A 26088-nucleotide genomic window follows, 5' to 3' on the forward strand; every position below is an offset into this window, starting at 1 on the left:
GGTAGGCCACCGGTCGGACGGTTCCGGGCTACGGAAGCTGGCCCACCTCGACGAGCCGGGCGAACTTCTGCAGCGCACGGGTGAGACCGACCTTCGAGCCGGGCCAGAGCACCGGCCACGCGACCCGCCCGGCGACGCCGCCCGGCAGTTGGAACCACTCGTGCCACACCACCTGGGTGCGCTCCGGCCCCATCGGGGTGCACCGCATCACCCCCGGCCCACGCAGCAGCCGGCCGTCGTGCACGACCCGCACCTCGTACGGCGCGTCCACGTGCACCACCCGCATCTCGTCGCGGATCACGGCCGGGCCGACCGCGGTGACCGCCTCGATCCGGCTCCCCTCGCCGCCGTCGCCGACCAGGACCCGCACCGTGGTGAACGGGATCCAGTCGGACTGCCGCTCCCAGGCGGTGAGCGCCGCGAAGACCCGGGGCGCGGGGGCGTTCACGATCACCGTCGCCGTCACCTCGCCCGCCCCCGGCTGGGCGGCCTCGCGCAGCCCCTCGGCGTCGCCCTGCCCGTTCATGCCGGCGTCCGCTCCGTTCACCGCCGCTCCGCGGGGGCATCGCCGGAGGGCGTCACGGCCGGAGCGGCCGCGTCGCCCTCCGTCCGGTCCGGTCCGGGACGGCCCACCCGCCCGTCCTCCGGCGTCTCCGCGCGGGTCACCGAGTCGATGCCGCCCTCGTCGACCGCCGGCTCCGCCGGAAGATCCCCCCGCAGCGACGGCACCGTCGAGCCGTTGGCCGCGGCAGCGCTCCGGTCGCCGCCGACCGGGGCATCCGCGGGCACGGTCACGGCGGGCGCGGGCCCACCCGCTTCTGCGGCGGTCGGCGGCGCGTCGGTGGAAGCCGTCTCCGTTGCGGCCGGTGTCGGGTCGCCGGTCGGGTCGGGCACGTCGGCGTTCGCCCGCTCCGTCGCCGCTTCCGCGGGGCCGATCGGCGCGGCGGCGGCCTCCGTCGCGGACGCCTGCTCCTCCTCGGCGCCCGCGGCCCCGTCGGTCGCCGGGTCCGGCTTCTGTGCCACCGGGGCGAGCGCCGCCTCGCGGGCGCGCCGGAGCACGTCCGCCTCCGCGACGCGTCCCTCGCGCAGCGCCGCGACCTCCGCCTCCAACACCCCGATCAGTTCGTCCTTGTAGCCGATGTCGTAGGCCGCCCGCCGCATCGCCTGGTCGACCTGGGCCATCCGGTAACCCCGCACCGCCGTGTCGAACCGCACCCGGGCGACGTCGTTCTCGACCAGCGGCCGGGTGGCGGGCAGCGGAACGGCCTTCCCGTCCGGCTCGGCCGGGACCAGACCGGGATCGCCGCCGGTGACCAGCACGGTGACCCCGAAGACCACCGCGGCGACGGTCAACGCGACGACCAAGAGGAGCAGAAGCTGACCCATGGACCGATCGTGGCACGGGGGACGGGACACAGCGACCCCGCCACCCCGACCGGGTCGGCGCGACCACGCCGCCCGCGCCGGGTGGCACGCTCCGGCCGCCCCCGACGCGCGATCATGTTCGCAGGAGACCGCGGCCCCGCGGCGCCCGGCGAGGAGGCTTCGAGGATGGGACCACTACGACTGGGCCCGCGCACGTTCGCCGATGGCGAGCTCGCGGTGATGGCGATCGTGAACCGTACGCCCGACTCGTTCTTCGACCGGGGCGCGACCTTCGCCGCCGACGCCGCGCTGCGCGCGGTCGAACGGGCGGTGACCGAGGGCGCGGAGATCATCGACATCGGGGGCGTGAAGGCCGGCCCCGGCGCCGAGGTCGACGTCGCGGAGGAGATCCGGCGCACGGTCGCGACGATCGCCGCGGTGCGGGAGGCGTTCCCGGACGTGGTGATCTCCATCGACACCTGGCGGGCCGAGGTCGCGACGGAGGCCGTCGCCGCGGGGGCCGACCTGCTCAACGACACCTGGGCGGGCGCGGACCCGGAACTGGCCCGGGTCGCCGCGCACACCGGCGCCGGGCTCGTCTGCTCGCACGCCGGCGGCCTGACGCCGCGGACCCGTCCGCACCGGGCCGCCTTCGACGACGTCGTGGCCGACGTGGTGGGGACGGTCACCCGGCTCGCGGAGCGCGCGGTCGCGCTGGGGGTACGCCCGGACGGCATCCTGATCGACCCGGCCCACGACTTCGGCAAGAACACCCGGCACTCGCTGGAGATCACGCGGCGGCTGGGCGAGCTGACCGGCACCGGATGGCCGGTACTGGTGGCCCTGTCGAACAAGGACTTCATCGGCGAGACGCTCGACCTGCCGGTCGACCAGCGGCTGGAGGGGACGCTCGCGGCGACCGCGGTGTCGGCGTGGCTGGGGGCGCGGGTGTTCCGGGCGCACCAGGTGCGCGAGACACGACGGGTGCTGGACGTGGTCGCCTCGATCCGGGGGGACCGGCCGCCGGCGGTCTCCCGCCGGGCGCTCGCCTGATCGGCCGGGACGGGCCGGAATGCGCGCCCGGACGACGGCAGCGGGGGGCTAACTCCAGCGCAGGACGTTCTTGCGCCAGGCGTACAGGATGCCGAGCGCGAGGACCGCGACGAAGATACCCATCTCGGCGACGGTGATCAGGCCGAAGCCGGGCCGGTCGAAGACGACCGCCCAGGGGAAGAGAAACACCGCCTCGACCGCGAAGAGCACGTAGAGGAAGGCGTAGACGTAGTACCGGATCTGGGCCTGCGCCCAGTCGGCGCCGACCGGGTCGAGGCCGCACTCGTACGTCTCGCGCTTGCCGGGCGGGTCGGCGGGGCGGGCCGGGCGGAGCAGGCGGTTGGCGCCGAACGCGACGACGAAGAAGATCACGCCGACGAGCAGCAGCAGCCCGAGCGTGGCGTAGGAGCCCAGGTAACCGCTCATGCGCCGGAGCCTACCGCGTGCCCCGCCGCGCCACGGTCGGCGCGATCCCGCTCGTGTTACCCATTTGTTTCACTCGCGGACTAGTGCCGGATGACAACGGTCGTTAAGGATGGGGGCCCGTAGCTCAGCCCGGAGGGTCAATGGCGTCCACGCAGTCCCGGCAGCGGCGACCCGCGTACGCGATCGCCCGCGTCTGCGCGGTCACCGCGCTCGCCGCGCTCGGCCTGGCCGCCCTGCCGGCGCTGTGGGTCCCGCCGGCGCCCACGCTGAGCGCCGCGTCCGCGACCGAGCCCGCCGCCGGAACGGACGGGCAGTCGGACCCCACCGAGCCGGCGACCGACCCGGAGCCCACGCCGACCGCGACCACGCCGCCCGCGCCGGAGCCGACGCCTCCGGTCGCGACCGCACCACCGCCGACCCGGCCGCGGCCGGCCCGGACCTCGCCGCCGGCCCCACCCGCGCCCCCCACGCCCGCCCGCCCCGGGCCGGCGGGCACGGCCGGGGAGACGCACACCGGCGACCTCGTGGCCACCGGCGGGCACCGGCGCAGCCCGGATCCGGCGGGCGCCGCCACGGACGCCCCGCAGCCCGCCGCCCCCGAGCCGATCACGACCGCCTCGCAGGGGCTGCTCCCCACGTACGCGCCGGTGGCCGCGCAGGGCGCCGCGCCGGCGAACCCGTGGGTGAGCCGGGTAGTGATCATCGTGTCGGTCCTGACGGTGGTCGCCGCCCTGACGATCGCCACCGTCTCGCTGCGGCGGCGGATGACCGACGACCCGCGGCCCGAGGATCGGGCGCCGTTCCCCGCTTGACCCCCGCGGACGCGGGAATCTGACACGTGGGTCCGGGCGTGATGTGGGTAACGTCGATGTAGGCCGGGGCCGCGTGGGTGGGCGCGAAACACCGCCAACCCTGCCAGTTCGTCCTCCCACACCGCGGACCCGGGCCATGGCAGACCGCTCAGCCCGACGTAGGCTCTGGGGTGAAGAACGGAGCGGGCCGGCCCATCGACGTGCGAACCCGCCGCCGCCGGCTCGCAAGGAGGTCAGCTCACGTGACCAAGCAGGTCCGTCAACTGGATCGGGTGGTCATCCGTTTCGCTGGCGACTCCGGCGACGGCATGCAGCTCACCGGTGACCGGTTCACCTCGGAAACCGCTCAGCTCGGCAACGACATCTCCACGCTGCCGAACTTCCCGGCCGAGATCCGGGCCCCTGCCGGCACCCTGCCCGGGGTTTCGAGCTTCCAGGTGCACTTCGCCGACTACGACATCCTGACCCCGGGCGACGCGCCCAACGTGCTCGTCGCGATGAACCCGGCGGCACTGAAGGCCAACCTCGGCGACCTGCCGCGCGGCGCCGACATCATCGTCAACACCGACGAGTTCACGAAGCGCAGCCTGGCGAAGGTGGGCTACACGGTGAGCCCGCTCGACGACGGCACGCTCGACGGTTACGCGCTGCACCCGGTCGCGCTGACCTCGATGACGGTCGGGGCGCTCGCCGAGCACGACATCTCGAAGAAGGACGCGGAGCGGGCGAAGAACATGTTCGCCCTCGGCCTGCTCTCCTGGATGTACTCGCGCCCCTACGAGTCGACCATCCGCTTCCTGGAGCGCAAGTTCGCCGCCCGGCCGGAGCTGGTCGCGGCGAACATCGCGGCGTTCAGGGCCGGCTGGAACTTCGGCGAGACCACCGAGAACTTCTCGGTGCGCTACGAGGTGAAGCCGGCGAAGATGCGGCCGGGCACCTACCGCAACATCACCGGCAACCAGGCCCTCTCGCTCGGGCTCGTCGCCGCCGGCGTGCGGTCGAAGCTGCCGGTCTTCCTCGGCGCGTACCCGATCACCCCGGCCTCGGACATCCTGCACGAGCTGAGCAAGCACAAGCGGTTCGGCGTGACGACGATGCAGGCCGAGGACGAGATCGCGGCGATCGGCGCGGCGCTCGGCGCCTCGTACGGCGGCGCGCTCGGCGTGACCACCACCTCCGGCCCCGGCGTGGCGCTCAAGGGCGAGACCATCTCGCTGGCCGTGGCGCTGGAGCTGCCGCTGGTCATCGTCGACGTGCAGCGGGCCGGGCCCTCGACCGGCATGCCGACCAAGACCGAGCAGGCCGACCTGAACATGGCGCTCTTCGGCCGGCACGGCGAGGCGCCGGTCGCGGTGATCGCGCCGCGCTCCCCCTCCGACTGCTTCCACGCCGCCATCGAGGCGGCGCGGATCGCGCTGACGTACCGCACGCCGGTGATCCTGCTGTCGGACAACTACGTCGCCAACGGCTCCGAGCCGTGGCTGCTGCCCGAGGTCGACTCGCTGCCCGACCTGCAGGTCGAGTTCGCCACGGCGCCGAACAGCGAGGACGGCAAGAGCTTCCTGCCGTACCTGCGCGACCCGGAGACGCTGGCCCGGCCGTGGGCCATCCCGGGCACGCCGGGGCTGGAGCACCGCATCGGCGGCCTGGAGAAGGCCGACAAGACCGGCGACATCTCGTACGACCCGGCGAACCACGACTTCATGGTCCGTACCCGGCAGGCGCGCATCGACGCGATCCCGGTGCCGGACGTCGAGGTCGAGGACCCGGACGGCGACGCCCGGGTGCTGGTGCTCGGCTGGGGCTCCACGTACGGGCCGATCGGCGCGGCCTGCCGCGGGCTGCGGCAGCGCGGCCTCCCGGTGGCGCAGGCGCACCTGCGGCACCTGTCGCCGATGCCGGCCAACCTCGGCGAGGTGCTCCGCTCCTACGACCGCGTCGTCATCCCCGAGATGAACCTCGGCCAGCTCGCCCACGTGATCCGGGCCCGCTACCTGGTCGACGCGATCCCCTACAACCAGGTCCGCGGCCTGCCGTTCACCGCCGCCGAGCTGGAGACCATGCTGGAAGAGGTCGTGAAGAATGCCTGAGTCCGTGCCCAACGGGCGCGCCGGCGGCACCCCGGTCGCCCTCAAGCTCACCGCCAAGGACTTCAAGTCCGACCAGGAGGTGCGCTGGTGCCCCGGCTGCGGCGACTACGCGATTCTCGCCGCGGTGCAGTCGTTCATGCCGGAGCTCAACATCGCGCGTGAGAACACGGTCTTCGTCTCGGGGATCGGCTGCTCGTCGCGCTTCCCGTACTACATGAACACCTACGGGATGCACTCGATCCACGGCCGCGCCCCGGCGATCGCGACCGGGCTGTCGGTGTCCCGTCCCGACCTGTCGGTCTGGGTGGTGACCGGCGACGGCGACGCGCTGTCGATCGGCGGCAACCACCTGATCCACGCGCTGCGCCGCAACGTCAACCTGAAGATCCTGCTCTTCAACAACCGGATCTACGGCCTGACCAAGGGGCAGTACTCCCCGACCTCCGAGATCGGCAAGGTCACCAAGTCGACCCCGGTCGGCTCGGCGGACTCGCCGTTCAACCCGCTCTCGCTCGCGCTGGGCGCCGAGGCCACCTTCGTGGCGCGGACGATCGACTCGGACCGCAAGCACCTGCAGTCGGTGTTGCGGGCCGCGGCCGAGCACGAGGGCTCGGCGTTCGTGGAGATCTACCAGAACTGCAACATCTTCAACGACGGCGCGTTCGACCAGCTCAAGGACCCGGAGACCCGGGACGACTTCCTGATCCGGCTGGAGCACGGTCAGCCGATCACGTTCGGCGCCGACGGCCAGTTCTGCGTGGTGCACCCGCCGGGCGGCTTCGGGCTGGAGGTCCGGCCGACGTCCTCGGTGCGCCCGGAGGAGATCGTGGTGCACGACGCGACGGTGCAGGAGCCGGCGTACGCGTTCGCCCTCTCCCGGCTGCCCGGCTTCGACCTGCGGAACACCCCGATCGGCGTGTTCCGCGACGTCTCCCGCCCGTCCTACGACAGCCTCGTGCAGTCGCAGGTGGAGGTCGCGAAGGCGAAGACGACGGGGACCCCGGAAGAGGAGTTCGCGTCTCTGCTCTCCTCCGGCGACACCTGGACGATCCTCTAACACCCCGCCGACCACGCCGAAGGCCCCGTCGGTCAAGGATTTCGATCTCCGATCGTGTGAACAAGTCCTTGACCGGCGGGGTTTTTCCGTGATCGGGGTCGGGGGTTTTTCCGGATCGGGTCGGGGATCAGACCGTGACGCCGTTGTTCGACGGACGGTCGTTGCGGACGTAGACCAGCATGTCGCCGGTCTCCACGGCGATTCCCGCCGGTTCGGCCAGCGACACCACCCGGCCGCGCCGGATCAGCGCGATCACGAGCGCCTCCAGATCCCGCGGGGCGAGCCCGACCTCGTGTCGCTCGGCGGAGCGCATCGCCAGCGCCATCCCCTGGCCGGGGGTGAGCAGGTCCTCCACCACATCGATGAGGGGCGGCGCCGAGGTCGAGAGCCCGAGCAGCCGGCCGGCCGTGGACGACGACACGATCACCTGGTGGGCGCCGCTCTGCTTGAGCAGCGGGGCGTTCTCGGCCTCCCGTACCGCCGCGATGATCCGGACCTTGCCGCCGGTGAGCTGCCGTACGGTCAGCGTCACCAGGACGGCGGCGTCGTCGCTGTCCGTCGCGATGATCACCGCCTGGGCGCTCTTGACGCTCGCCTCGTTGAGGACGTTGGACCGGGTGGCCGAGCCCTCGACCGTGACGAATCCCTCCGCCGTCGCCTGCCGGAGCGCCACGGCGTTGCGCTCGACCACCACGACCCGTTGCTTGTCGAAGCCGGTCTCCAGCAGCGCGGAGATCGCACTGCGGCCCTTGGTGCCGTAGCCGCAGATGATCACGTGGTCCTTCACGTCTCTCCTCCACCGCACCACCCGGCGCGTCGTGCGGAACTGCTCGGTCAGGACTTCCAGCGTGGTGCCGACCAGGATGATCAGGAAGAGCACCCGCGCCGGGGTGATGACCAGGACGTTGACCAGTCGCGCCGAGTTGGTGACCGGGGTGATGTCGCCGTATCCGGTCGTCGAGAGGCTCACGACCGCGTAGTAGAAGCTGTCGAGGAGGCTGACGCCGTCCTCGTTGAGGTCGCGGTAGCCGTCACGGTCCAGGTAGACCACGCTGACGACGCACAACACGAGCCCGAGGGCCGCCAGCAGCCGCACGCTCAGGGCACGGAGCGGACCCTGACGTACGGCGGGAAAGTGGATCACAGCGCGCCCCGCGCCGCCGCTTCGTCCGCATGCACGACCACAAGATAGCCGGAGTGATCCAATCAGCCCCGGACGCCTCCCCGGTGTGCCATTCTCGCGCCGAGCGGCCCGAATCAGTCATGAACCATCTCAAGCCGGACGAAACGCGAGCAATAATCGCGGCAACCACGCAGCCAAGGGGTGCGGCAGACCCGGAGGAGTCTTGCGCGCGGCACCCGGATTATGAAAATTTCCTTCCAGCGGAACCGGGCCGACGATGGATCTTGCCGGCAATGGTCCGCGACGTCGCTCCCCTCCCGAAGGGACCCAGCATGACCGCACGACCAGCCCGGCTCCGGGCCGCACTGATCACGGCGGCGCTGCTCGGCGGCCTCGCCACCACAACCACGACGACGCCGGCGGCGGGCGCCAGCGCCTCCCCGACCCCCACCTCCGCCGCCTGCGCGCCCGACCCCGCCACCCCGAAGCGACAGTTCCGGGCAATGTGGATCGCGTCGGTCGTCAACATCGACTGGCCGACGAAGGCGTCCTACACCGCCCCCGACCGGGTCGCCACCCAGAAGGCCGAATACCAACGCTGGCTCGACCTGGCACAGCGGCTCAACCACAACGCCGTCGTCGTCCAGGTGCGGCCGACGGCCGACGCGTTCTGGTCGTCGCCGCACGAGCCGTGGTCCGAGTTCCTGACCGGGGTGCGCGGCCAGGACCCCGGCTGGGACCCGCTCGGCTACCTCGTCGAGGAGTCGCACAAGCGGAACCTGGAATTCCACGCCTGGTTCAACCCGTACCGCGTCTCCATGCCGGACGGCGCGGGACCCGACCTCGACAAGCTCGCGCCCGGCCACCCGGCGCGCCGGCATCCCGACTGGACCGTCGCCTACCCGGTGAACGCCGCCGGCTCCCGGCTCTACTACAACCCCGGCATCCCCGAGGTACGGCGGTTCGTGCAGACCGCGATGATGGACGCCGTCACCCGGTACGACGTCGACGGAGTGCACTTCGACGACTACTTCTACCCGTACCCCGCGGCCGGGCAGGACTTCCCGGACGCCGAGACCTTCGCGCGCCACGGCGCCGGCTTCGCGAGCCGGGCGGACTGGCGGCGACACAACATCGACCTGCTGATCCAGGAGATGGGCCAGCAGATCAAGGCGGCCAAGCCGTGGGTGAAGTTCGGGGTCAGCCCGTTCGGGATCTGGCGCAACAGGGCCGCGGACCCGCTGGGCTCCGACACCAACGGCACCCAGTCGTACGACGCCAACTACGCCGACACCCGCAAGTGGGTGAAGCAGCAGTGGATCGACTACATCGTGCCGCAGGTCTACTGGCATCTCGGGTTCGCCGTCGCGGACTACGCCAAGCTGGTGCCGTGGTGGGCGCAGGTGGTCGAGGGCACGCACGTGCAGCTCTACGTCGGACAGGCGGACTACAAGATCGGCGAACCCGGCCAGCCCGCCGCCTGGCACGACCCGGCGGAGATGTCCCGCCACCTCACCTTCAACCGCGACCACCCCCAGGTCACGGGCAACATCCACTTCAGCGCCGTGCAGGTGCGGGCGAACAAGCTCGGCGCCACCGACATCTACGCCCGCGAGCACTACGCGAAACCGGCCCTGGTGCCGACCATGCCGCACCTGCCGAGCCGGCCGCTGATGACGCCGGTCGTCATCAGCGCCGAGCGGCAGGCCGGCGGGGTGCGGCTGACCTGGCGACACCCGGCCAACGGCGTGGGCCCGTTCGACCGCGCCACCTCCTACGTGGTGTACCGGTTCGACGGCAGAACCGTGCCCGGCCGGTGCGAGCTCGCCGACGCCGGCGCCATCCTGGCGACCGTCCGCGGCACGGAACGCCGCTCGCAGACCTTCCTGGACCCCACCGCTCAGGCGGGTCGGCAGTACACGTACGTGGTGAGCGCGGTCGACCGGATCGGGAACGAGAGCGCCGCGAGCGCGCCCCGCTTCGTACGCTGACCGCCGCACCGGCGACGGCCGCCCCGGATCGCCCCGGGGCGGCCGTCGCCGCCCGCGTCGCGGCGGATCGCCCGCGGGCGGCCGCGACCCGGGTCAGGGGCGCGGACGGGCGGAGCGCGGCGCGGTGGTGGCCGCGGAGTCGCGTCGGGACGGGTCGCGACGGGGGGCCACGTCGCGCACCGCCGACGCCTCCCGCTTGCCCGCCGGGTGCCGCGGCGTCGCCTCCCGCGCCCCCATCTCCCCGCCCGCGAAGCGGCGCGAGCCGATCGTCAGGTCCGGGTGCTCCACCGCGAGCGCCACGACCGCCGCCTCCTCGAGGCTCAGCTCGGCCCCCTCGGCGTACGCCGCGTCGAACGCCGGGTCACCGATGGCGGACCGCACCGCCGCCTGCTCGTCCGCCCAGTACGCCCCGAACATTCCGGGCGTGCCGCGCAGCACCGTCCGGGTCGCCTGGGCCGCCCCGAACAGCCGCGCCGCGGTGACGGGGTCGCCGCCCAGCGCGCACCGCACCGCCATGGCGTTCAGCGTCTCGCAGGCGCGACGGTGGAAGCCGTACGTCATCCGGGAGCGCAGCGCCACGACCAGGTGGTCGTGCGCCGCCACCAGGTCGCGACGGGCCAGCGCGACCATGCCCAGCAGCATGTCCACGGTGCGTCGACCGCGCTCCACCGGCCGGGTGGCCTCGACCGGCCGGGCGGCGCCGAGCAGCTCGGCGGCCTCGTCCAGCGCGCCGCGCCGCCACAGCAGCTCGGCGAGGCTGTAGACGGCGAACAACCCGTCGCCGGCCACGCCGTCGGCGTTCGCGCCGTCGATCACCTCACGGCAGACCCGCTCCGCCTCGACCAGCTGTCCCATGTCGATCAACGTCGCGCCGCGGCCGCCGAGCACCCGGGCGAGCAGCGCGGCGTCGCCGGCCTGCCGCGCCGCCGCCTCGGCGCGCTGCGAGAAGCGAAGCTCCTCGGCGAACTCCCCGTCCGCACCGGCGTGCAGCGAATGCATGTGGTACGCCGCGGCCAGCTCCGCCTCGGGGATCGGCTCCCCGGTCTCCGCGATCCGCCCGTAGAGCCGGAAGAGCCACAGCCGCCCCTCGCGGCCGATACCGCGTTCCCGCCACCACTGGTCCAGGCCGCTGGAGAGCTGCAGTCCCCGCCGCGCGCTGCCGCCGGTCGCGCTCCAGCGCAGGCCCGCGCGCACCTCGTCGGCGAGCGGATCGAGCGCGTAGAGCGACAGCGTCACCGGCTGCCCGTCGCGCCCGAGATGCGCCTGGCGCAGCGCGTGCAGCGCCCACGCCACGTGCCGGTCGCGCGCGGCCCGCTCCTCGCCCGCCTCGACCAGTCGCCGCGCGGCATAGCCACGGATCGGGTCGAGCATCCGGTACGTGCTGCCCGAGGCGTGCGGCTCCGCCTGGATCATCGACTTGTCGACCAGCACCGCCAGCGGGTCCAGCGCGTCCTCTTCGAGCAGCCACTCCACGGTCGGCAGGTCGACCGGACCGGAGAAGACGGAGAGCCAGCGCAGCAGCCGCGCCGCTCGGGGGCCGAGCGTGCGGTAGGACCAGGAGACGGTGGCCTGCATGGTGATGTGCCGCTGGGTCACCGAGCGCGGCGTGCGCTGCTGCGGCACGAGCACCCCGGCGGCGAGTGCGCGCCGGCGCGCGTCGGCCGAGGTCTCCCGCATCGCCGTACGGCCGTCGCCGCCCCGCGCGGCCGAAACCCACCCCGGGGGACGAACGCGGGCGCGGTCGTCGCGGGCAGGACCCGGCCGGCCGGCGTCGTCCCCCCTGGCGGCATCGTCCCCCCGGCCCGCGTCTTCGCTCCGGCCCGCGTCTTCGGTCCGGCCCGCGTCTTCGCTCCGGCCCGCGTCGAGCGTGCCGAGCACGTCGTCCAGGCGCTCGGCCAACTGGCCGGCGGAGAGCACCCGCAGCCGCGCCGCCGCCAGTTCGATCGCCAGCGGCAGGCCGTCGAGGCGCGCGACCACCCGTTGCAGGTCGACGGACTCGGCCGGCGAGGGAAACCGGCCACCGCGCGCCGCCGAGGTCCGCTCCAGCAGCAGCGCCACCGCGTCGCTGGGGCCACCGCCGGGCGGCGGCTCGACCGAGAGCGGCGGGATGCGCCACACGACCTCGCCGGGCAGCCCGAACGGCTCGCGGCTGGTCGCGAGGACGTGGACCCCGCTGCCGCCGGTGAGCAGCCGCGCGGTCACGTCGGCGACGGCCGGCAGGTGCGCGTCGCAGGTGTCCAGCAGCAGCAGCATCCGGCGCGACGTGGCGTGTTCGACCAACGTGTCGACGATGGGACGGCCCGGCTCGGGACGCAACCCGAGCACGGCGGCGATCGCGAACGCGACCAGGCCGGGGTCGGTGACGGTCGCGATGTCGACGAACCAGACGCCGTCCGGGTACACCCCGACCGTGCGGGCCGCGAGCTCGACCGCGAGGCGGGTCTTCCCGGCGCCGCCGGCGCCGACCACCGTGACGAGGCGGTGCCCGCGGACCAGCGCGTCCAGCTCGGCGCGTTCGGCCTCCCGGCCGACGAACGCGGTCGCCTGGTTGGGCAGGTTGTGGGTCGCGGCGTCGACGGTGCGCGGACGCGGGAACTGCCGCTCCAGGCCGGGCGCCACGAGCTGGAACAGCCGCTCGCGGTCGTCGAAGCCACGGAGCCGGTGCAGCCCGAGATCCAGCAGCGACGCGTCGGCGGGCAGCGGCGCGGCGTGCCGCGCGGTGGCGGCCGAGCAGAGCACCTGTCCACCGTGGGCCGCGGCGGCGATCCGGGCCGCGCGGTGCACCTCGGGGCTGGCGTACTCACCGCCGACCGGCTCGGCGTGCCCGGTGTGCAGCCCCATCCGGACCCGCGGCGTCGAGTCGGGCGTCGGCCACTCGTGCTCGGTCAGCGCCCGTTGCGCCGATGCGCAGGCCGCCATGGCCGCGCCCGCGTCGGCGAAAGCGACGAAGAACGAGTCACCTTCGGTGAAGAGCTCGGCGCCGTCGCTCGTGGCCAGGGTGCGACGCAACAGTCGGCGATGCTCGCTCAGGACCGGCAGGTATCCGGCACCGAGCATCCGGGCCAACCGCGTCGAGCCCTCGATGTCGGTGAACAGAAAGGTCACCAGACCACTCGGCAGATGCGTGCGTGCCGACACCCGTTGAACCTCCGCCCCCCTGGAAGTCGAGATCCATGCTCCCGTACGCCCGGCCAGGGGCGCATCGTAGAAACGGTTCACAAAGACCCGACTCAAGGTCTCAACCAGGGACTATGTCAGTAGCCTCCATCGACCTGCGCATGACCAACAGGGTTGCTACGGCTGACGCAACGACGACGGGCGGGTGCGGTTGTGGCACGAGAGGACAGACTTGGGCGCCTTCCGGATGATCTTGGAAGGAAACATCCCTCGTAACTCTCCATAATCTACACGAACGCGACAGACCGTCCGTGCCTCAGCAGCCACATCCGCCGCCGCAGCACCCGCCGCCGCCGGTGGGCACCGACTCCCGGCCGCCGGCCGCCCCGCGTCCCGTCACCGCGACGGTGGACAGGAGCTTGACCGTGTCGCCGTGCCCCTGCGGGCAGGGCGCCGGCGCGGACGCCTCGGCCATCGGACGGTTTACCTCGAAAGTGTCGCCGCAGGCGCGGCAGCGGAACTCGTAGCGCGGCATGGCATCAGGGTACGGCGGCCCCTGACGTCGGCGCATTCATGGGTAATACTCGACGGGTGGTGAATGGGGAGGAGACCGCGCGCGTCCGGCGACTACGGCCCGCGACGCCTCCGGCAGTCGCGCCTCCGGCAGTCGCGCCCCCGGCCCCGGCCCCGGCCACGGTCCCGGCGCCCCGACCCGAATCCGAGCCGCTGCCGCCCGCCCGGTCCGCGACCCCCACCGAGACGCGGCCCGTTCCGGCGACCGCCACGGCGCGCACCGGCGAGAGCACCACGGCGCCGGCCGCGGGCGGACCGACCGCGGTCACCGCCGCGCGGTCGAACGCCGCGCCGTCGACGACAGGCGACGCCGGCGCGACCGGCGCGGCCGACACGACGGCCACCGACACGACGGCTACCGACACCCCACCCGCGCCCGCACAGACCGCGCCCGCACAGACCGCGCCCGCCGGCGCGAGCGCGACGCCGGCCAGCGCCGACGTCGCTCCCCCACCGGCCGGCGCTGCCGCCGTGCCGGGCCGGACCCGGCGGCTGCGGGCGGCGTTCACCCACGCCGTCGGCGGGTTGGCGCCCGTCGGGCGGGCGGGTAACGCCACCCGCCGGACGGTGGCCGCGTGGTCGCGCCGGCCGAGCGGCCGACTGACCCTGCCCGCGCTGCTCCTGCTCGCCCTCGTCGTCACCGCCGGCGCCGCCGGCGCGTTCGTCGTGCCGGCGACCGCCCCCGCGCCGCGCCCAGCGGCGGCCGAGGCGGAGGCCGGGCCGACGCAGGACGTTCCCGACCTGCCGGTGCTGCCGGTCGACCCCACCGCCGCGCCGCCGCTCGGCACGCCCACCGGCACCCCGGCCCCCGGCGGCGTCACCGTCGGCCGCCCCGCCGAGGCGCTGGCGGGGTGGGCGCAGCCGCTCTCCGCCCGGCTGGGGATCTCCGCGGTGGCGCTGCAGGCGTACGGCTATGCGGAGCTCGTCCTGGCGCGGACCACGCCCGGATGCCGGCTCACCTGGACCACGCTCGCCGCCATCGGCAAGGTCGAGTCGCAACACGGCACGTACAACGCCACCCTGCAGCCCGACGGCCTCGCGAGCCCGCAGATCGTGGGTCCGCCGCTGACCGGCCAGGGCGGGACGCAACTGATCCGCGACACCGACCGCGGCGAGATCGACGGCGACCTGATGTACGACCGGGCGATCGGCCCGATGCAGTTCATTCCGAGCACGTGGCGGGAGATCGGCGCCGATGGCGACAACGACGGCGTGAAGAATCCCAACAACATCTATGACGCCGCCCTCGCCGCCGGTAACTATCTGTGCAAGAACGGCCGCGACCTCACGGCCGCGCCGGACTGGTGGAACGCCATTCTTTCCTACAATGACGTGCGACCATACGCCCAAGACGTCTTCGACACCGCGAACGAATACGGGCGCCGCAGTCGCACGTAGCGTCATTACCCGATACTTTTCCGCGACGGGCACTTCCCCCACGCTTGCGATCGCGGCAAGCTAGACGCGTGATGGTGCGCGAGTGGGATCCCAGGACGGCGTCGTCCGGCGAGCTCCAGTCGTTGCTGGACACGCTCAATGCGGCGGTCGCGGCCGACCTGCCGGATGATCCACTGTGGCAGGACAGTTCCCTTCGGGAGTACCTGAGCGAAACGATGCCGGGCGAGCGGCGCATCTCGTGGATCGCCGAGGAGAAGCCCGACGCCGACGGTTCGCCGACGCGCATCGTCGGCTACGTCAACGTCCTGCTGCTCGGTGAGATCGGCGTCGTGGAGTTGCTGGTCCATCCCGCCGTGCGCCGCCGGGGGCTGGGGCGGCGCCTGCTGGGGATCGCCGCGCGCCGGGTCTATCACGAAGGGTTCACGGCGCTCGGCGTCGAGGTGATCGGCGGGACGCCGGCCGTCGCGTTCTACGACGCCAACGGGTTCAACCGGGAGTACGTGGAGATCCGCAGCGTGCTGCGGTTGTCCGCAGTGGACTGGTTGGCGCTCGGCGAGATGGCCCGCGGGGTCGCGGCCGGCTACCGGATCGAGTTTCACCCCGGCGGCCCGACCGACCCCCAGATGATCGAGGCGTACGCGCGGGCCAAGGCGGAGCTGCGGGACGTCGAGGACGGCGACCTCGACCTGCGCCCGAGCTCGTACGATCCGGAGCGGCTCCGGGAGAGTCTCGCCTGCCTGCACCGGCGCGGCATGAAGCCGTACATCGTGCTCGCCATTCACGAGCAGACCGGCGAGGTGGCCGGGTTGACCGAGGTCGTCGTGCCGGCGCAGCACCCCACCCGGGCGGACCAGTACGACACGATCGTCGCGCAGGGGCACCGGAGCTACGGCATCGACCGGGCGATCAAGGCGCGCATGCTCTTCGAACTGCGCGCCGCCGAGCCGAAGCTCGCCGAGGTGCAGACCTGGAACGCGCAGGCCAACGAGTCGATGCTCAAGGTGAACGCCGAGCTCGGCTTCGAGCCGGACCGCGACTGGTGGGAGTTCGGGGCCGACGTGGCCGACATCGCGCACCGCCTGGAAGCCGAGCACTGACCCGTCGGCTGATCGGTCGTCGGGCTCAAATCGGAAGGTTCATCACAGAGACCACCGGGGGATAGACGCAGGCCAGAAACGCCCCTTAACGTGCGTTGAACCCTGGCCCGCCCCTGTGGAGGCTTCATGCGCCGTCTGCGCGCCCACTGTCCCCCGCCCGCCGACCGGATCCGGTCGCGGCGTTCGCTCCGATCGCTTCTGGCGGTCACGACCGGCGCGGCGGCGACCGTCGCCGCCGTCGGTTTCGCGCCGGCCGCGGCCACCGCCGCGCCGACCGAGCTGTTGATTTCCGAGTACGTCGAGGGCTCGTCGAACAACAAGGCGGTCGAGCTCTACAACGGCACCGGCGCCCCGGTCGACCTCGGCGCCGGCCAATATCTGCTCCAGCTCTACTTCAACGGATCGCCCACCCCGACGAACATCGCGCTCGCCGGCACCGTCGCGGCCGCGGACACCTTCGTCTTCGCGCACTCGTCGGCCGCGGCCGCGATTCTGGCCGAGGCCGACCAGACCACCGGCGCGGCCCTGTTCAACGGCGACGACGCGATCGTGCTGCGCAAGGGTGGCGCCACGGGCGCCGTCATCGACTCGATCGGGCAGGTCGGCGTCGATCCGGGCACCGAGTGGGGCGCCGGGCTGACCAGCACCGCCGACAACACCCTGCGCCGGCTCCCCTCGGTCACCGCCGGCGACACGGACCCGACGGACGCCTTCGACCCGGCGACGCAGTGGGCCGGGTTCCCGGTCGACACGTTCGACGGGCTCGGCACCCACGCCGTCGACGGCGGCGGCCCCATCGATCAGCCGGCCGTGCTGACCTGCGGCACCGCGCTGGTCACCCCCATGGGAACGACCGCGAGCCGGGAGGTCACCGCGACCGACGCGGACGACACCGTCGTCGACCTGGCCGTCACCGCCGTCACGCCGACGCCGACCCGCGGCTTGATCTCGCGTACGGCATTCTCCCCCGCGGCGGGCGTCGGCGGCACCGCGCGGGCCACCGTGACGGCGACGGCCGACGTCCCCGCCGGCTCGTACGCGGTGACGCTGACCGCGACCGACGCCGATGGCGCGGCCACGTCGTGCGCCCTGACGATCCAGGTGACCACCGTCCTCACCGTCGGTGAGGTGCAGGGGCCGACCACCGACGCGGAGTCCGGGCGGACGGACCGCTCGCCGCTCGCACCGGCGTCGGGGAACGGCAGCAGCAGCGTGCTGCACGACGTCCGCGGTGTGATCACGCAGCGGACCCTCTCCCGCACGTCGGCCGGGGCCGCACAGCACGGCTTCTTCCTGCAGAGCCGGGCCGGCGTCGAGGACGACGACGCCACCAGCTCCGACGGGATCTTCGTGTTCATGGGCAGCAACACGTCCCTGATCGGCGGCTACGAGCCGACGGTCGGTGACGAGGTGGTGCTGCGGGCCCGGGTCGCGGAGTTCAGCTTCATGACGCAGCTCACCGGCGCGTCGCTGGTCCAGAAGCTGGCCTCCGGTCTCGACGTCGACACCGCCGTCGCGACCGTCGACGCCACACCGCCCGCCGACCTCGTCGCCGCCGACCGGTTCTGGGAGCGGCACGAGGGGATGCGGATGCGGGTGCGCGCCGGCAGCGGCTCGGTCGGCCCGCGCAGCACCTTCGCCTCCACCGCCGACTCGGAAATCTGGCTGGTGGACCGCGAGGATCCGCTGATGGAGCGCGCCGACCCGTACGCCCGGCGGACCTTCCGGGACGCCCATCCGCTGGACAACAACCCGGACCGGCTCTTCGACGACGGCAACGGCCAACGGATCCTGATCGGCACCTCGGGCGTCAAGTGGACGGCGCAGGACAGCGCCGCGCTGCTGCCGCCGGTGCACACCTTCGACACCCTGACCGCGGACGCGGTCGGCGGTCTCTCGTACTCCTTCAGCAAGTACGGGATCCAGGTCGAGCAGGCCGCCTTCGCCGCCGGCACCGACCCGTCGGCGAACCACCCGCCGCAGCCGGCGAAGCGTTCCGAGGAGTTCGCGGTCGCCACGTACAACGTGCACAACCTGTACGACTTCCGCGACGACCCCTTCGACGGCTGCGACTTCGTCGGCAACTCCGGCTGCCCCGGCGTCAGCCCGCCGTTCGACTACGTTCCGGCCAGCGCCGAGGAGTACGAGGCGTCGCTCGCGGCGCTCGCCGACCAGATCAGGAAAGACCTGCACTCCCCCGACCTGATCCTCGTGCAGGAGGCGGAGGACCAGGACATCTGCGCCGTCTCCGACCGGGCGCTGGTCTGCGGCGACACCAACAACGCCGACGGCGCGCCGGACACGCTGCAGGAGCTGGCGCTGGCCGTGGCGGCCGCGGGCGGCCCGGCGTACGCCGCCGCCTACGACCGGACCGGTGCGGACGCCCGGGGCATCACCTCGGCGTTCCTGTACCGGACCGACCGGCTGTCGCTCGCCGAGGCGACCGCCACCGACCCGGTCCTCGGATCGGCGCCGACCGTGCAGTACCGGGCCGCCGGCGTGCCGACCAACGCCGACGTGCAGAACCCCAAGACCCTCAACGCCGAGCTCCCGGCCGACCTGGACCGCTCGACCGGCGTGGACGGGACGAAGGTCTTCACGCGGGCACCGCAGGTGGCGAAGTTCGAGGTGCTCGCGGCCCCGGGCGTGACCGAGCACCTCACGCTGTGGGCGTTGAGCAACCACTTCTCGTCGACCCCGGACGCCCGCGTCGGGCAACGGCGGGAACAGGCCGGGTACGGCGCGGCGATCGTCACGGCGATCGAGGCGGCGGACCCGCACGCGCGGGTCGTGTTCGGCGGGGACCTGAACGTCTTCCCCCGGCCGGACGACCCGATCGCGACGGGCGCCTCGCCCACGCCGTCGGACCAGCTGGCGCCGCTGTACGAGGCGGGGCTGCGCAACCTCTGGGACGACCTGGCCGCGGACGCGCCGTCGGCGGCGTACTCGTACGTCTTCGGCGGGCAGGTGCAGACGCTGGACCATCTCTTCGTCAACGGGCCACTCCACGGCGACCTGGTGCAGATGCGCGCGGCGCACATCAACGCGGACTGGACGCCGGGGTACGACGGCGACGGCTCGCGCGGGTCGAGTGACCACGACCCGCAGGTGGCGCGCTTCCGGTCGCGGGCCTCGCTCACCGTCGACGACGTGTCGGTGGTCGAGGGGGCGCGGGGCACGACCCCGATCGCGTTCACCGTCCGGGTGTCGCGGCCGCTCTCCCAGCCGGCGCTGATCTGCGCCACCACGCTGGGGATCACGGCCTCGTCCGGTTCGGACTACGACCCGTACGCCGGGTGCCGCACGCTGGCCGCCGGAGAGACGTCGCTGACCTTCACGGTCGCGGCGCGTGGGGACCGCAAGCGGGAGGCCGACGAGAAGCTCGCGTTCGTCGTCGCCGGCGTCCCCGGGCTGCGCCTGGCGGACCCGATCGCGATCGGCACGATCCTCAACGACGACTAGTCCGCATCCGCTCGACACGAACCGGCCCGCCGCCCCCATGGGTGGCGGGCCGGCCGTTTCAGCAGGCGTACGCGTCACGCCGACTCGTTCAGTAGCCGTAAAAGGCCGGGTCGGGGGGCGGCGGCGGGACGCCCCGGTTCTGTGCGACCCGGACCTCCCACTGGCTGCGCCGCCGCTGCGCGTCGCGGTACCCACGGTCGCGGTGGTATGTCTCCGGCGGCCGGGCCAACCCGTAGACGTCCCCCCACCACTCGCCCGGCTCCGGGTCGCAGATCGTGTCCAGGTGCGACGGGTAGCGCCGCTCGGCACCGTCGCGCAGGTCGTCGCGGTCCTGCATCGGCAGCACGACACGCCCGTTCTGGTCCACCACCGCCAGGTAGAGCCCCGCGGCGCCGAGCAACCGTTCCAGCACCGCCAGGCTCGGCGTCATCGACCCGGCCTCGATCCTGCCGACCGTCGCCGGCGACACCTTCGCGAACCGGGCCAGCTGCCGCTGGCTGAGGTCGGCGATCCGGCGCGCACGCCGGACCAGCCCCGCGACGGGGTACTCCCCCACTCGCGCTGTTCCGTCCGGCGGCTCGACGGCGTCGCTCATGCCCGCACCCTGGCAGCCGCACGGCGGGGCGGCAACCAGGCCGAGATTCCTGTGGACGGGGCTGTGGATAACACCACTGAACAGCGGCGGCGACCATCTCGCAACGGCCACCTTTGCTCTGCTTACCCGGAGGCAACAGGTCGTGTCCGGTATCCGGACGCTGTCCGTTCCCTATGGGTAAGCAGAGCAAAGGAGAGAGCCAGCGCACTACCGCGCCTCCCGGCCGCGACAGCTCGCGGGCTACGACAGTTCGCGGGCCACGACAGCTCGCGGGCCGCGACAGCTCGCGGGATCAGTAGCGATCGCGCAGTAGCTGTGCGGCCTCCGCGGCCCAGTAGGTGAGGATGATCTGCGCGCCGGCGCGCCGGATCGACGTGAGCGACTCCATCATGGCCTGCTCCCGGTCGATCCAGCCGTTCGCCGCCGCGGCCTCGACCATCGCGTACTCGCCGGAGACCTGGTAGGCCGCCACCGGCACGTCCACCGCCGCCCGCACCGCGGCCAGCACGTCCAGGTACGGCAGCGCCGGCTTCACCATCACCATGTCGGCGCCCTCGGCGATGTCCAGCTCCACCTCGCGCAGCGACTCGCGCAGGTTCGCCGGGTCCTGCTGGTACGTGCGCCGGTCGCCCTGCAGCGTGGACTCCACCGCGTCGCGGAACGGGCCGAAGAAGGCGGAGGCGTACTTCACCGCGTACGCCAGGATCGCCGTGTCCCGGTAGCCGGCGGCGTCCAGCGCGCGCCGGATCACCCCGACCTGTCCGTCCATCATCCCTGAGGGTCCCACCACGCCGGCGCCGGCGGCGGCCTGCGCGACCGCCATCTCGCCGTACGCGGTCAGCGTCGCGTCGTTGTCCACGGTGCCGTCCGGCGCCAGCAGCCCGCAGTGCCCGTGCGAGGTGAACTCGTCCAGGCAGAGGTCGCTCATCACCACCGTCGCGTCGCCGACCTCGGCGACGACGTCGCGGATCGCGACGTTGAGGATGCCGTCGGGATCGAGGCCGGCCGAGCCGGTCTCGTCGCGGGCGGTCGGCACCCCGAAGAGCATCAGCCCGCCGACGCCGGCCTGCACCGCGTCGACCGCGGCCTTGCGCAGCGAGTCACGCGAGTGCTGCAGCACGCCGGGGAGCGACGGGATCGGCCGCGCCTCGGTCAGCCCCTCCTTCACGAAGAGCGGCAGGACCAGCTCGGCCGGGGCGACCCGCGTCTCCTCGACGAGCCGGCGCAACGGCGCGGTCCGTCGCAGGCGGCGCGGGCGTACCTCCGGGAAACCCATGACGACTCCTAGTTCACCTGAATCTCAGGGCGGTCGGGCCCTGCACCTTGGAACCACGGCGCTGCTTCGCCGGCATGGCCGCCAGTTTCTCCCGCAGCTCCACGGCGTAGGACGCGAGCGCCTCCACCAGGTCCGGCACCGATGCGTGCGCCGGTTGCACGTCGACCCGGAGGCCGAACTCCGTCGCCGTCTCCGCCGTCTTCGGGCCGATCACCGCGACCACGGTGCGGGCGTGCGGCTTGCCGGCGATGCCGACCAGGTTGCGCACGGTCGAGGACGAGGTGAAGAGCACGGCGTCGAAGCCACCGGACTTGATCGCGTCCCGGATCTCGGCGGGCGGCGGCGCCGCCCGGACCGTCCGGTACGCGGTCACGTCGTCGACCTCCCAGCCCAGCTCGATCAGACCGGCGGCGAGCGTTTCGGTCGCGATGTCCGCGCGGGGCAGCAGCACCCGGCCGACCGGGTCCAGGATCTCGTCGTGCGGCGAGAACTCGGCCAGCAGGCCCTCGGACGACTGCTCGTCGGCCGGCACCAGCTCGGGCTGGATGCCGAAGGCGCGGACCGCGTCCGCGGTCGCCTCGCCGATACAGGCGATCTTTACGCCACCGAAGTGCCGGGCGTCCAGGCCGTGCTCGGCGAACTTCTCCCAGACCGCCCGCACCGCGTTCACCGAGGTGAAGATGACCCAGGCGTAGCGCCCGTCGACCAGGCCCTTGACCGCCCGCTCCATCTGGGCCGGGGTGCGCGGCGGCTCGACGGCGATCGTCGGCACCTCGCAGGGGATCGCCCCGTACGCGCGCAGCCGGGCGCTCATCGCGCCGGCCTGCTCCTTCGTCCGCGGGACGAGCACCTTCCAGCCGTAGAGCGGCCGGTTCTCCCACCAGCTCAGCTTGTCCCGCTGCGGGACACCGCCGCCGACAGTGAGCACGACACGGCCGGTGAAGCCGAGCGCCGCCGCCACGAAGCTGTCCACCGTGGAGGTCGTCGTGTACTGCGTCTCGCCGGTGCCGTCTCCGGTCACCCCGACGGCGGTCGTGCCGTCGACGCCCGCCGCCAGCAGGCCGTCGCGGATCGCCGCGAGGTCACCGGCATCCACCGCCAACGCGAGCGAGCCGCGCCCGATCGCCGCGGCGAGCGCGTCGAAGTCCAGCGTGGCGACGTCGTCGACGTCGGCGGCGGTGCGTACGCCGGGCAGCGGCACGCCCGCGTAGGTCGCGACCCCCTCGGCCTGGCCGACGCCCGGGACCACCTCGAAGTGCACGGCGGTACGCGCCACCGCCTGCACCTCCTTGACGACCGCGTCGTGCCCGAACGGATCACCGGCGACCAGGTGCACGGCGGAGAGCCCGGAACGGGCCGCCGAGATCAGCATCTTGGCGACGTCGCCCGGGACCCCTTCGGCGGGGCTGAACTGCGCGTCGGCCTTCGCCTCGGCGCGGATCGCGTCCAGCAGCGGCTCCGGTACGCCACGGTCGTAGATCACCTGGTCGGCCTCGACCAGGGCGTCGTGCGCCCGGCGAGTCAGCAGGCCCGGGTCGCCGGGGCCGGCCCCGACGAACGCGATACGGCCTACGGGCTTACGGGTGCGGGTCATTCTGTGCTCCCCAGTTGCTGGGCTTGTGCGCCGGACGGCATGGGCGCGACAAGGATCGTGTCGGCGCCGGCGTCGAGGAGATCGGCGGCGAGCGCTTTACCAATCTCCGCGGCGTCGGCGGGCGTTCCGGTGCGGGACAGCCGGATGTCGCGAGCTCCATCCGGGCTGATCACCGCCCCGCGCAGGTAGATCTCGTCACCGTGGTCGCCCTCGGCGAGTTCCGCGAACGCCGCGACCGGCGCGCTGCAACCTGCCTCCAGCGTCGCCAGCAACGCCCGCTCCGCGGTGACCGCGGCGCGGGTCGGTGCATGGTCGAGTGCGGCGAGCAGCTCGACCAGGTCCGTGTCGTCCGCCCGGCACTCCACCGCCAGCGCCCCCTGAGCGGGGGCGGGCAGCATGAGCATCGGGTCGAGAGTCTCGGTGATCTCGTCGGAGCGCCCGAGCCGGGCCAACCCCGCGCGGGCGAGCACGACCGCGTCGAGATCGGCGTCCGGACCGGTGACCCGACGGATCCGGGTGTCAACGTTGCCTCGAATTGGCGTGACCTGCAACTGCAGGCCGAGCGCGTGCAGCTGGGCGATCCGCCGCAGCGCCCCCGTGCCGACCGTGGCGCCGGGCGGCAGCTCGGTCAGCATTCGGCCATCGCGCGTGATCAGCGCGTCCCGCGGGTCCTCCCGCTGCGGCACGGCGGCGATGTGCAGGCCGTCGTGACCGGCGGTGGGCAGGTCCTTGTACGAGTGGACGGCGAAGTCGATCTCCTTCGCGCCGAGCGCGTCGCGCAACGCCGAGACGAACACCCCGACGCCCAGCGAGGCGACGGGGGCGGTGGAGCGGTCGCCGGCGGTGACGATCTCCACCAGCTCGACCTCGCGCCCGGTCGCGGCACGCAGCGCGTCGGCCACGCGTCCGGACTGGGCCACGGCCAGGGCGCTACCCCGGGTGCCGAGACGTAGCGCGGTCATCACTCACCTCCCAGATCGGGCACGGCGTCGGCGCCCGAACTCTGCGGCACCTCCAGGTCGAACAGCTCCCGCAGCAGCGCCGCGTACTGGTCGCCGCCGGGCTCCGCCGCGAGCTGGCGGACCCGTACGGTCGGCGAGTGGAGCAGCCGCTGCACCACCCGGTGGACGGTGTGCGCGACCTCCGCCCGCTGCTCGTCGGTGAAGTCCGGGCGGCGCTGCGCGAGCCGGCGCAGCTCGGCGCTGACCACGTCGTCGGCGCGGCCGCGCAGCGCGGCGACGGTCGGCGCGACGTCGGCCCCGCGCAGCCAGGTGAGGAACGCCTCAACCTCGCCGGTGACGATCCGGGTCACGGCCGCCGTGTCGGCCGCGGCCGGCGCCTCGGTCACCGAGGTGGCGAGCCGGTCGATGTCGACGACCACGACGCCGGGCAGCTCGGCCACGGCGGCCTCGACGTCGCGCGGCACGGCGAGGTCGAGCAGGACCAGCGGCGTGGCCGACCGCCCGGCGGCCCGGCGCCGCTCGAGCGCGCCGACGACCACCTCACGGGTGAGCACGGGCTCGGTCGAGGCGGTCGCGGCGACCACCACGTCCACCTCCGACAGCGCCGCGGGCAACTCCTCGAACGGCAGCGCGCTGGCCCCGTACGCCTCGGCGAGCCGGACGGCGCGGGCGGCGCCCCGGTTGGTGACGGCCAGCGACCCGACGCCGAGCCGGGAGAGCGTCGCCACCGACAGCGCCCCCATCGCGCCCGCGCCGACGACCAGCGTCGGCCGGCCGGCGAGGCCCCCGTCGAACTGGCCGGCGGCCACGTCGAGCGCCGCGGTCACCACACTCTGCCCCGCGCGGTCGATGCCGGTCTCCGCGTGCGCCCGCTTGCCGACCCGCAGCGCCTGCTGCATCAGCTCGTGCAGCAGCCGGCCGGCGGTGTCGGCCTCGGTCGCGGCGTGGTACGCGTCACGGAGCTGGCCGAGGATCTGCGCCTCGCCGACCACCATCGAGTCGAGCCCGGCGGCGACCCGGAAGGCGTGCTCCACGGCGGCGGCCTCGTAGTGGACGTACAGGTTGTTGGCGAGCTCGGCCGGCGCGCAGCCGGCCTGGGCGGCGAGCACGGCGCAGACGTCGCCGAGGCCGCCGTGGAAGCCGGTGACCGCGGCGTAGACCTCGACCCGGTTGCAGGTGGAGAGGACGACGGCCTCGCGGACGTAGGGCTGGGCGGCCAGGCGGCGGAGGATGTCGGTGAGCTGCCCGGGTGCCACGGCGAGTTGTTCCAGCGTGGCGACCGGGGCGGTGCGGTAGGACGCGCCGACGACGAGCAGGTTCACGAGCCGACCGCCTCCACTCCGGCCCGCCCCGCCCGCCCGTCCGTCTCCTCGGCCCCGCCGACGAGCCCGCCCGGCAGCGCGGTCAGCGCCGCCTTGCGGTGCTCGTGGAAGGACAGGATCTGCAGTTCGATCGCGAGATCGACCTTGCGCATGTCCACCCCCTCGGGAACGGTGAGCACGCAGGGCGCGAAGTTGAGGATGCTGGTGACGCCGACGGCGACCAACTGATCGGCGACGGTCTGCGCGGCGGCCGCCGGGGTCGCGATCACTCCGATCGCGATGGACTCCTCGGCGGCGATCGTCGGCAGCTCGTCGATGTGCCGCACGGTCAGGCCGCTGATCTCTTCGCCGACGCGCGCGGGGTCGGCGTCGAAGAGCGCGGCGATCCGGAAGCCGCGGCTGGCGAAGCCGGCGTACCCGGCCAGAGCGTGACCGAGATTACCGATTCCCACCAGGGCGACCGCCCGGCATTGAGTGAGCCCGAGCACGTATTCGATCTGTTCGATGAGGAGAGCCACGTCATAACCGACGCCACGCGTGCCGTACGAGCCGAGATGCGAGAGATCCTTGCGCAATTTCGCTGAATTGACGCCCGCGGCTGCGGCGAGCCCTTCACTGGAGACCGTGTCGTCGCCGGAGTCGGCGAGATTGTGCAGAGCGCGGAGGTATTCGGGCAGCCGCGCCACGGTCGCCTCAGGGAGATCCGGAAGCGCCGGAACGGCACCGGCTCGGCCGGGCGCGCCTGGGCGGTTCTGACTCATGTGACTCCGTGCGG

19 protein-coding genes and 1 pseudogene are annotated in these 26088 nt (G+C 73.3%); 8 read left to right on the forward strand and 12 right to left on the reverse strand.

Features of this window, described 5'->3' with window-relative positions; translation table 11 throughout:
* Window positions 1-28: 28 nt before the first annotated feature.
* Together BLW47_RS02600 and BLW47_RS02605 are read right to left on the reverse strand one after the other, a co-directional pair.
* Complete coding sequence (locus BLW47_RS02600; RefSeq protein ID WP_091552415.1) at window positions 29-526, reverse strand: SRPBCC family protein; 498 nt, start codon at window positions 524-526, stop codon at window positions 29-31.
* Window positions 527-861: 335 nt separating this feature from the next.
* Window positions 862-1386 (reverse strand): annotated as a pseudogene (locus BLW47_RS02605) (DivIVA domain-containing protein); the annotation flags it as partial.
* Window positions 1387-1551: 165 nt separating this feature from the next.
* Between BLW47_RS02605 and folP the strand changes: the two are divergent.
* Entirely contained in the window at window positions 1552-2418 is an 867-nt protein-coding gene (gene folP / locus BLW47_RS02610) for a dihydropteroate synthase (RefSeq protein ID WP_091550888.1), read from the forward strand.
* 48 nt (window positions 2419-2466) lie between these two features.
* Here the strand turns inward: folP and BLW47_RS02615 are convergent, their stop codons facing one another.
* A complete protein-coding gene (locus BLW47_RS02615; protein WP_091550890.1) occupies window positions 2467-2844 on the reverse strand; it encodes an NADH-quinone oxidoreductase subunit A in 378 nt (125 codons plus the stop codon).
* Window positions 2845-2984: 140 nt separating this feature from the next.
* On the opposite strand from BLW47_RS02615, the gene BLW47_RS02620 reads away from it, so the two are divergent.
* From BLW47_RS02620 to BLW47_RS02630, 3 genes are all read left to right on the forward strand, one after another.
* On the forward strand, window positions 2985-3656 hold the full coding sequence (locus tag BLW47_RS02620; RefSeq protein WP_091550892.1) for a hypothetical protein: 672 nt from the start codon (window positions 2985-2987) through the stop codon (window positions 3654-3656).
* 242 nt (window positions 3657-3898) lie between these two features.
* Window positions 3899-5746, forward strand: a complete 1848-nt coding sequence (locus tag BLW47_RS02625) for a 2-oxoacid:acceptor oxidoreductase subunit alpha (protein ID WP_091550893.1) — start codon at window positions 3899-3901, stop codon at window positions 5744-5746.
* The gene (locus BLW47_RS02630; RefSeq protein ID WP_091550896.1) at window positions 5739-6803 is read left to right on the forward strand and encodes a 2-oxoacid:ferredoxin oxidoreductase subunit beta; all 1065 of its coding nucleotides are present in this window, start codon (window positions 5739-5741) and stop codon (window positions 6801-6803) included. The genes BLW47_RS02625 and BLW47_RS02630 overlap by 8 nt, the downstream gene beginning before the upstream one ends.
* A gap of 127 nt (window positions 6804-6930) precedes the next feature.
* Here the strand turns inward: BLW47_RS02630 and BLW47_RS02635 are convergent, their stop codons facing one another.
* A complete protein-coding gene (locus BLW47_RS02635; protein WP_091550898.1) occupies window positions 6931-7947 on the reverse strand; it encodes a potassium channel family protein in 1017 nt (338 codons plus the stop codon).
* 311 nt (window positions 7948-8258) lie between these two features.
* Here BLW47_RS02635 and BLW47_RS02640 point away from each other — a divergent pair, with 311 nt between their 5' ends.
* On the forward strand, window positions 8259-9917 hold the full coding sequence (locus tag BLW47_RS02640; protein WP_091552418.1) for a glycoside hydrolase family 10-like protein: 1659 nt from the start codon (window positions 8259-8261) through the stop codon (window positions 9915-9917).
* A gap of 93 nt (window positions 9918-10010) precedes the next feature.
* Here BLW47_RS02640 and BLW47_RS02645 read toward each other — a convergent pair whose 3' ends face one another.
* Together BLW47_RS02645 and BLW47_RS02650 are read right to left on the reverse strand one after the other, a co-directional pair.
* Window positions 10011-13055, reverse strand: a complete 3045-nt coding sequence (locus tag BLW47_RS02645; protein ID WP_091550901.1) for an ATP-binding protein — start codon at window positions 13053-13055, stop codon at window positions 10011-10013.
* A gap of 295 nt (window positions 13056-13350) precedes the next feature.
* A complete protein-coding gene (locus BLW47_RS02650; RefSeq protein WP_091550903.1) occupies window positions 13351-13569 on the reverse strand; it encodes an FmdB family zinc ribbon protein in 219 nt (72 codons plus the stop codon).
* 56 nt (window positions 13570-13625) lie between these two features.
* Between BLW47_RS02650 and BLW47_RS02655 the strand changes: the two genes are divergently transcribed.
* From BLW47_RS02655 to BLW47_RS02665, 3 genes are all read left to right on the forward strand, one after another.
* Window positions 13626-15005 (forward strand): lytic transglycosylase domain-containing protein, encoded by a 1380-nt coding sequence (locus tag BLW47_RS02655; RefSeq protein WP_091550906.1) that lies wholly within the window; start codon window positions 13626-13628, stop codon window positions 15003-15005.
* 71 nt (window positions 15006-15076) lie between these two features.
* The gene (locus tag BLW47_RS02660) at window positions 15077-16102 is read left to right on the forward strand and encodes a GNAT family N-acetyltransferase (RefSeq protein ID WP_091550908.1); all 1026 of its coding nucleotides are present in this window, start codon (window positions 15077-15079) and stop codon (window positions 16100-16102) included.
* A 168-nt stretch (window positions 16103-16270) separates the two neighbouring features.
* On the forward strand, window positions 16271-19564 hold the full coding sequence (locus BLW47_RS02665; protein WP_091552421.1) for a lamin tail domain-containing protein: 3294 nt from the start codon (window positions 16271-16273) through the stop codon (window positions 19562-19564).
* Window positions 19565-19652: 88 nt separating this feature from the next.
* Here the strand turns inward: BLW47_RS02665 and BLW47_RS02670 are convergent, their stop codons facing one another.
* The 6 genes from BLW47_RS02670 to BLW47_RS02695 form a co-directional block, all read right to left on the reverse strand.
* A complete protein-coding gene (locus tag BLW47_RS02670) occupies window positions 19653-20159 on the reverse strand; it encodes a helix-turn-helix domain-containing protein (protein WP_091550909.1) in 507 nt (168 codons plus the stop codon).
* A gap of 292 nt (window positions 20160-20451) precedes the next feature.
* Window positions 20452-21435, reverse strand: coding sequence for a porphobilinogen synthase (hemB, locus tag BLW47_RS02675; protein WP_091550911.1), 984 nt, complete (start codon window positions 21433-21435; stop codon window positions 20452-20454).
* A 13-nt stretch (window positions 21436-21448) separates the two neighbouring features.
* The gene (locus BLW47_RS02680; protein ID WP_091550913.1) at window positions 21449-23029 is read right to left on the reverse strand and encodes a bifunctional uroporphyrinogen-III C-methyltransferase/uroporphyrinogen-III synthase; all 1581 of its coding nucleotides are present in this window, start codon (window positions 23027-23029) and stop codon (window positions 21449-21451) included.
* On the reverse strand, window positions 23026-23994 hold the full coding sequence (hemC, locus tag BLW47_RS02685) for a hydroxymethylbilane synthase (protein WP_175543473.1): 969 nt from the start codon (window positions 23992-23994) through the stop codon (window positions 23026-23028). Before hemC ends, BLW47_RS02680 begins: the two co-directional genes overlap by 4 nt.
* The gene (locus BLW47_RS02690; RefSeq protein WP_091550916.1) at window positions 23991-25313 is read right to left on the reverse strand and encodes a glutamyl-tRNA reductase; all 1323 of its coding nucleotides are present in this window, start codon (window positions 25311-25313) and stop codon (window positions 23991-23993) included. Before BLW47_RS02690 ends, hemC begins: the two co-directional genes overlap by 4 nt.
* The gene (locus BLW47_RS02695; RefSeq protein WP_091550918.1) at window positions 25310-26074 is read right to left on the reverse strand and encodes a redox-sensing transcriptional repressor Rex; all 765 of its coding nucleotides are present in this window, start codon (window positions 26072-26074) and stop codon (window positions 25310-25312) included. The genes BLW47_RS02690 and BLW47_RS02695 overlap by 4 nt, the downstream gene beginning before the upstream one ends.
* Window positions 26075-26088: the final 14 nt, after the last annotated feature.

This window comes from Micromonospora pattaloongensis, from assembly GCF_900107255.1.
GTDB classification, from domain to species: Bacteria; Actinomycetota; Actinomycetes; order Mycobacteriales; family Micromonosporaceae; genus Micromonospora_I; species Micromonospora_I pattaloongensis.

Bases quoted from the DNA above. Each gene is read 5' to 3' on its own strand.
- BLW47_RS02600 (WP_091552415.1), bottom strand. From the start codon at position 526: ATGAACGGGCAGGGCGACGCCGAGGGGCTGCGCGAGGCCGCCCAGCCG.
- folP (WP_091550888.1), top strand. From the start codon at position 1,552: ATGGGACCACTACGACTGGGCCCGCGCACGTTCGCCGATGGCGAGCTC.
- BLW47_RS02615 (WP_091550890.1), bottom strand. From the start codon at position 2,844: ATGAGCGGTTACCTGGGCTCCTACGCCACGCTCGGGCTGCTGCTGCTC.
- BLW47_RS02620 (WP_091550892.1), top strand. From the start codon at position 2,985: ATGGCGTCCACGCAGTCCCGGCAGCGGCGACCCGCGTACGCGATCGCC.
- BLW47_RS02630 (WP_091550896.1), top strand. From the start codon at position 5,739: ATGCCTGAGTCCGTGCCCAACGGGCGCGCCGGCGGCACCCCGGTCGCC.
- BLW47_RS02640 (WP_091552418.1), top strand. From the start codon at position 8,259: ATGACCGCACGACCAGCCCGGCTCCGGGCCGCACTGATCACGGCGGCG.
- BLW47_RS02650 (WP_091550903.1), bottom strand. From the start codon at position 13,569: ATGCCGCGCTACGAGTTCCGCTGCCGCGCCTGCGGCGACACTTTCGAG.
- BLW47_RS02660 (WP_091550908.1), top strand. From the start codon at position 15,077: ATGGTGCGCGAGTGGGATCCCAGGACGGCGTCGTCCGGCGAGCTCCAG.
- BLW47_RS02670 (WP_091550909.1), bottom strand. From the start codon at position 20,159: ATGAGCGACGCCGTCGAGCCGCCGGACGGAACAGCGCGAGTGGGGGAG.
- hemB (WP_091550911.1), bottom strand. From the start codon at position 21,435: ATGGGTTTCCCGGAGGTACGCCCGCGCCGCCTGCGACGGACCGCGCCG.
- BLW47_RS02680 (WP_091550913.1), bottom strand. From the start codon at position 23,029: ATGACCCGCACCCGTAAGCCCGTAGGCCGTATCGCGTTCGTCGGGGCC.
- BLW47_RS02695 (WP_091550918.1), bottom strand. From the start codon at position 26,074: ATGAGTCAGAACCGCCCAGGCGCGCCCGGCCGAGCCGGTGCCGTTCCG.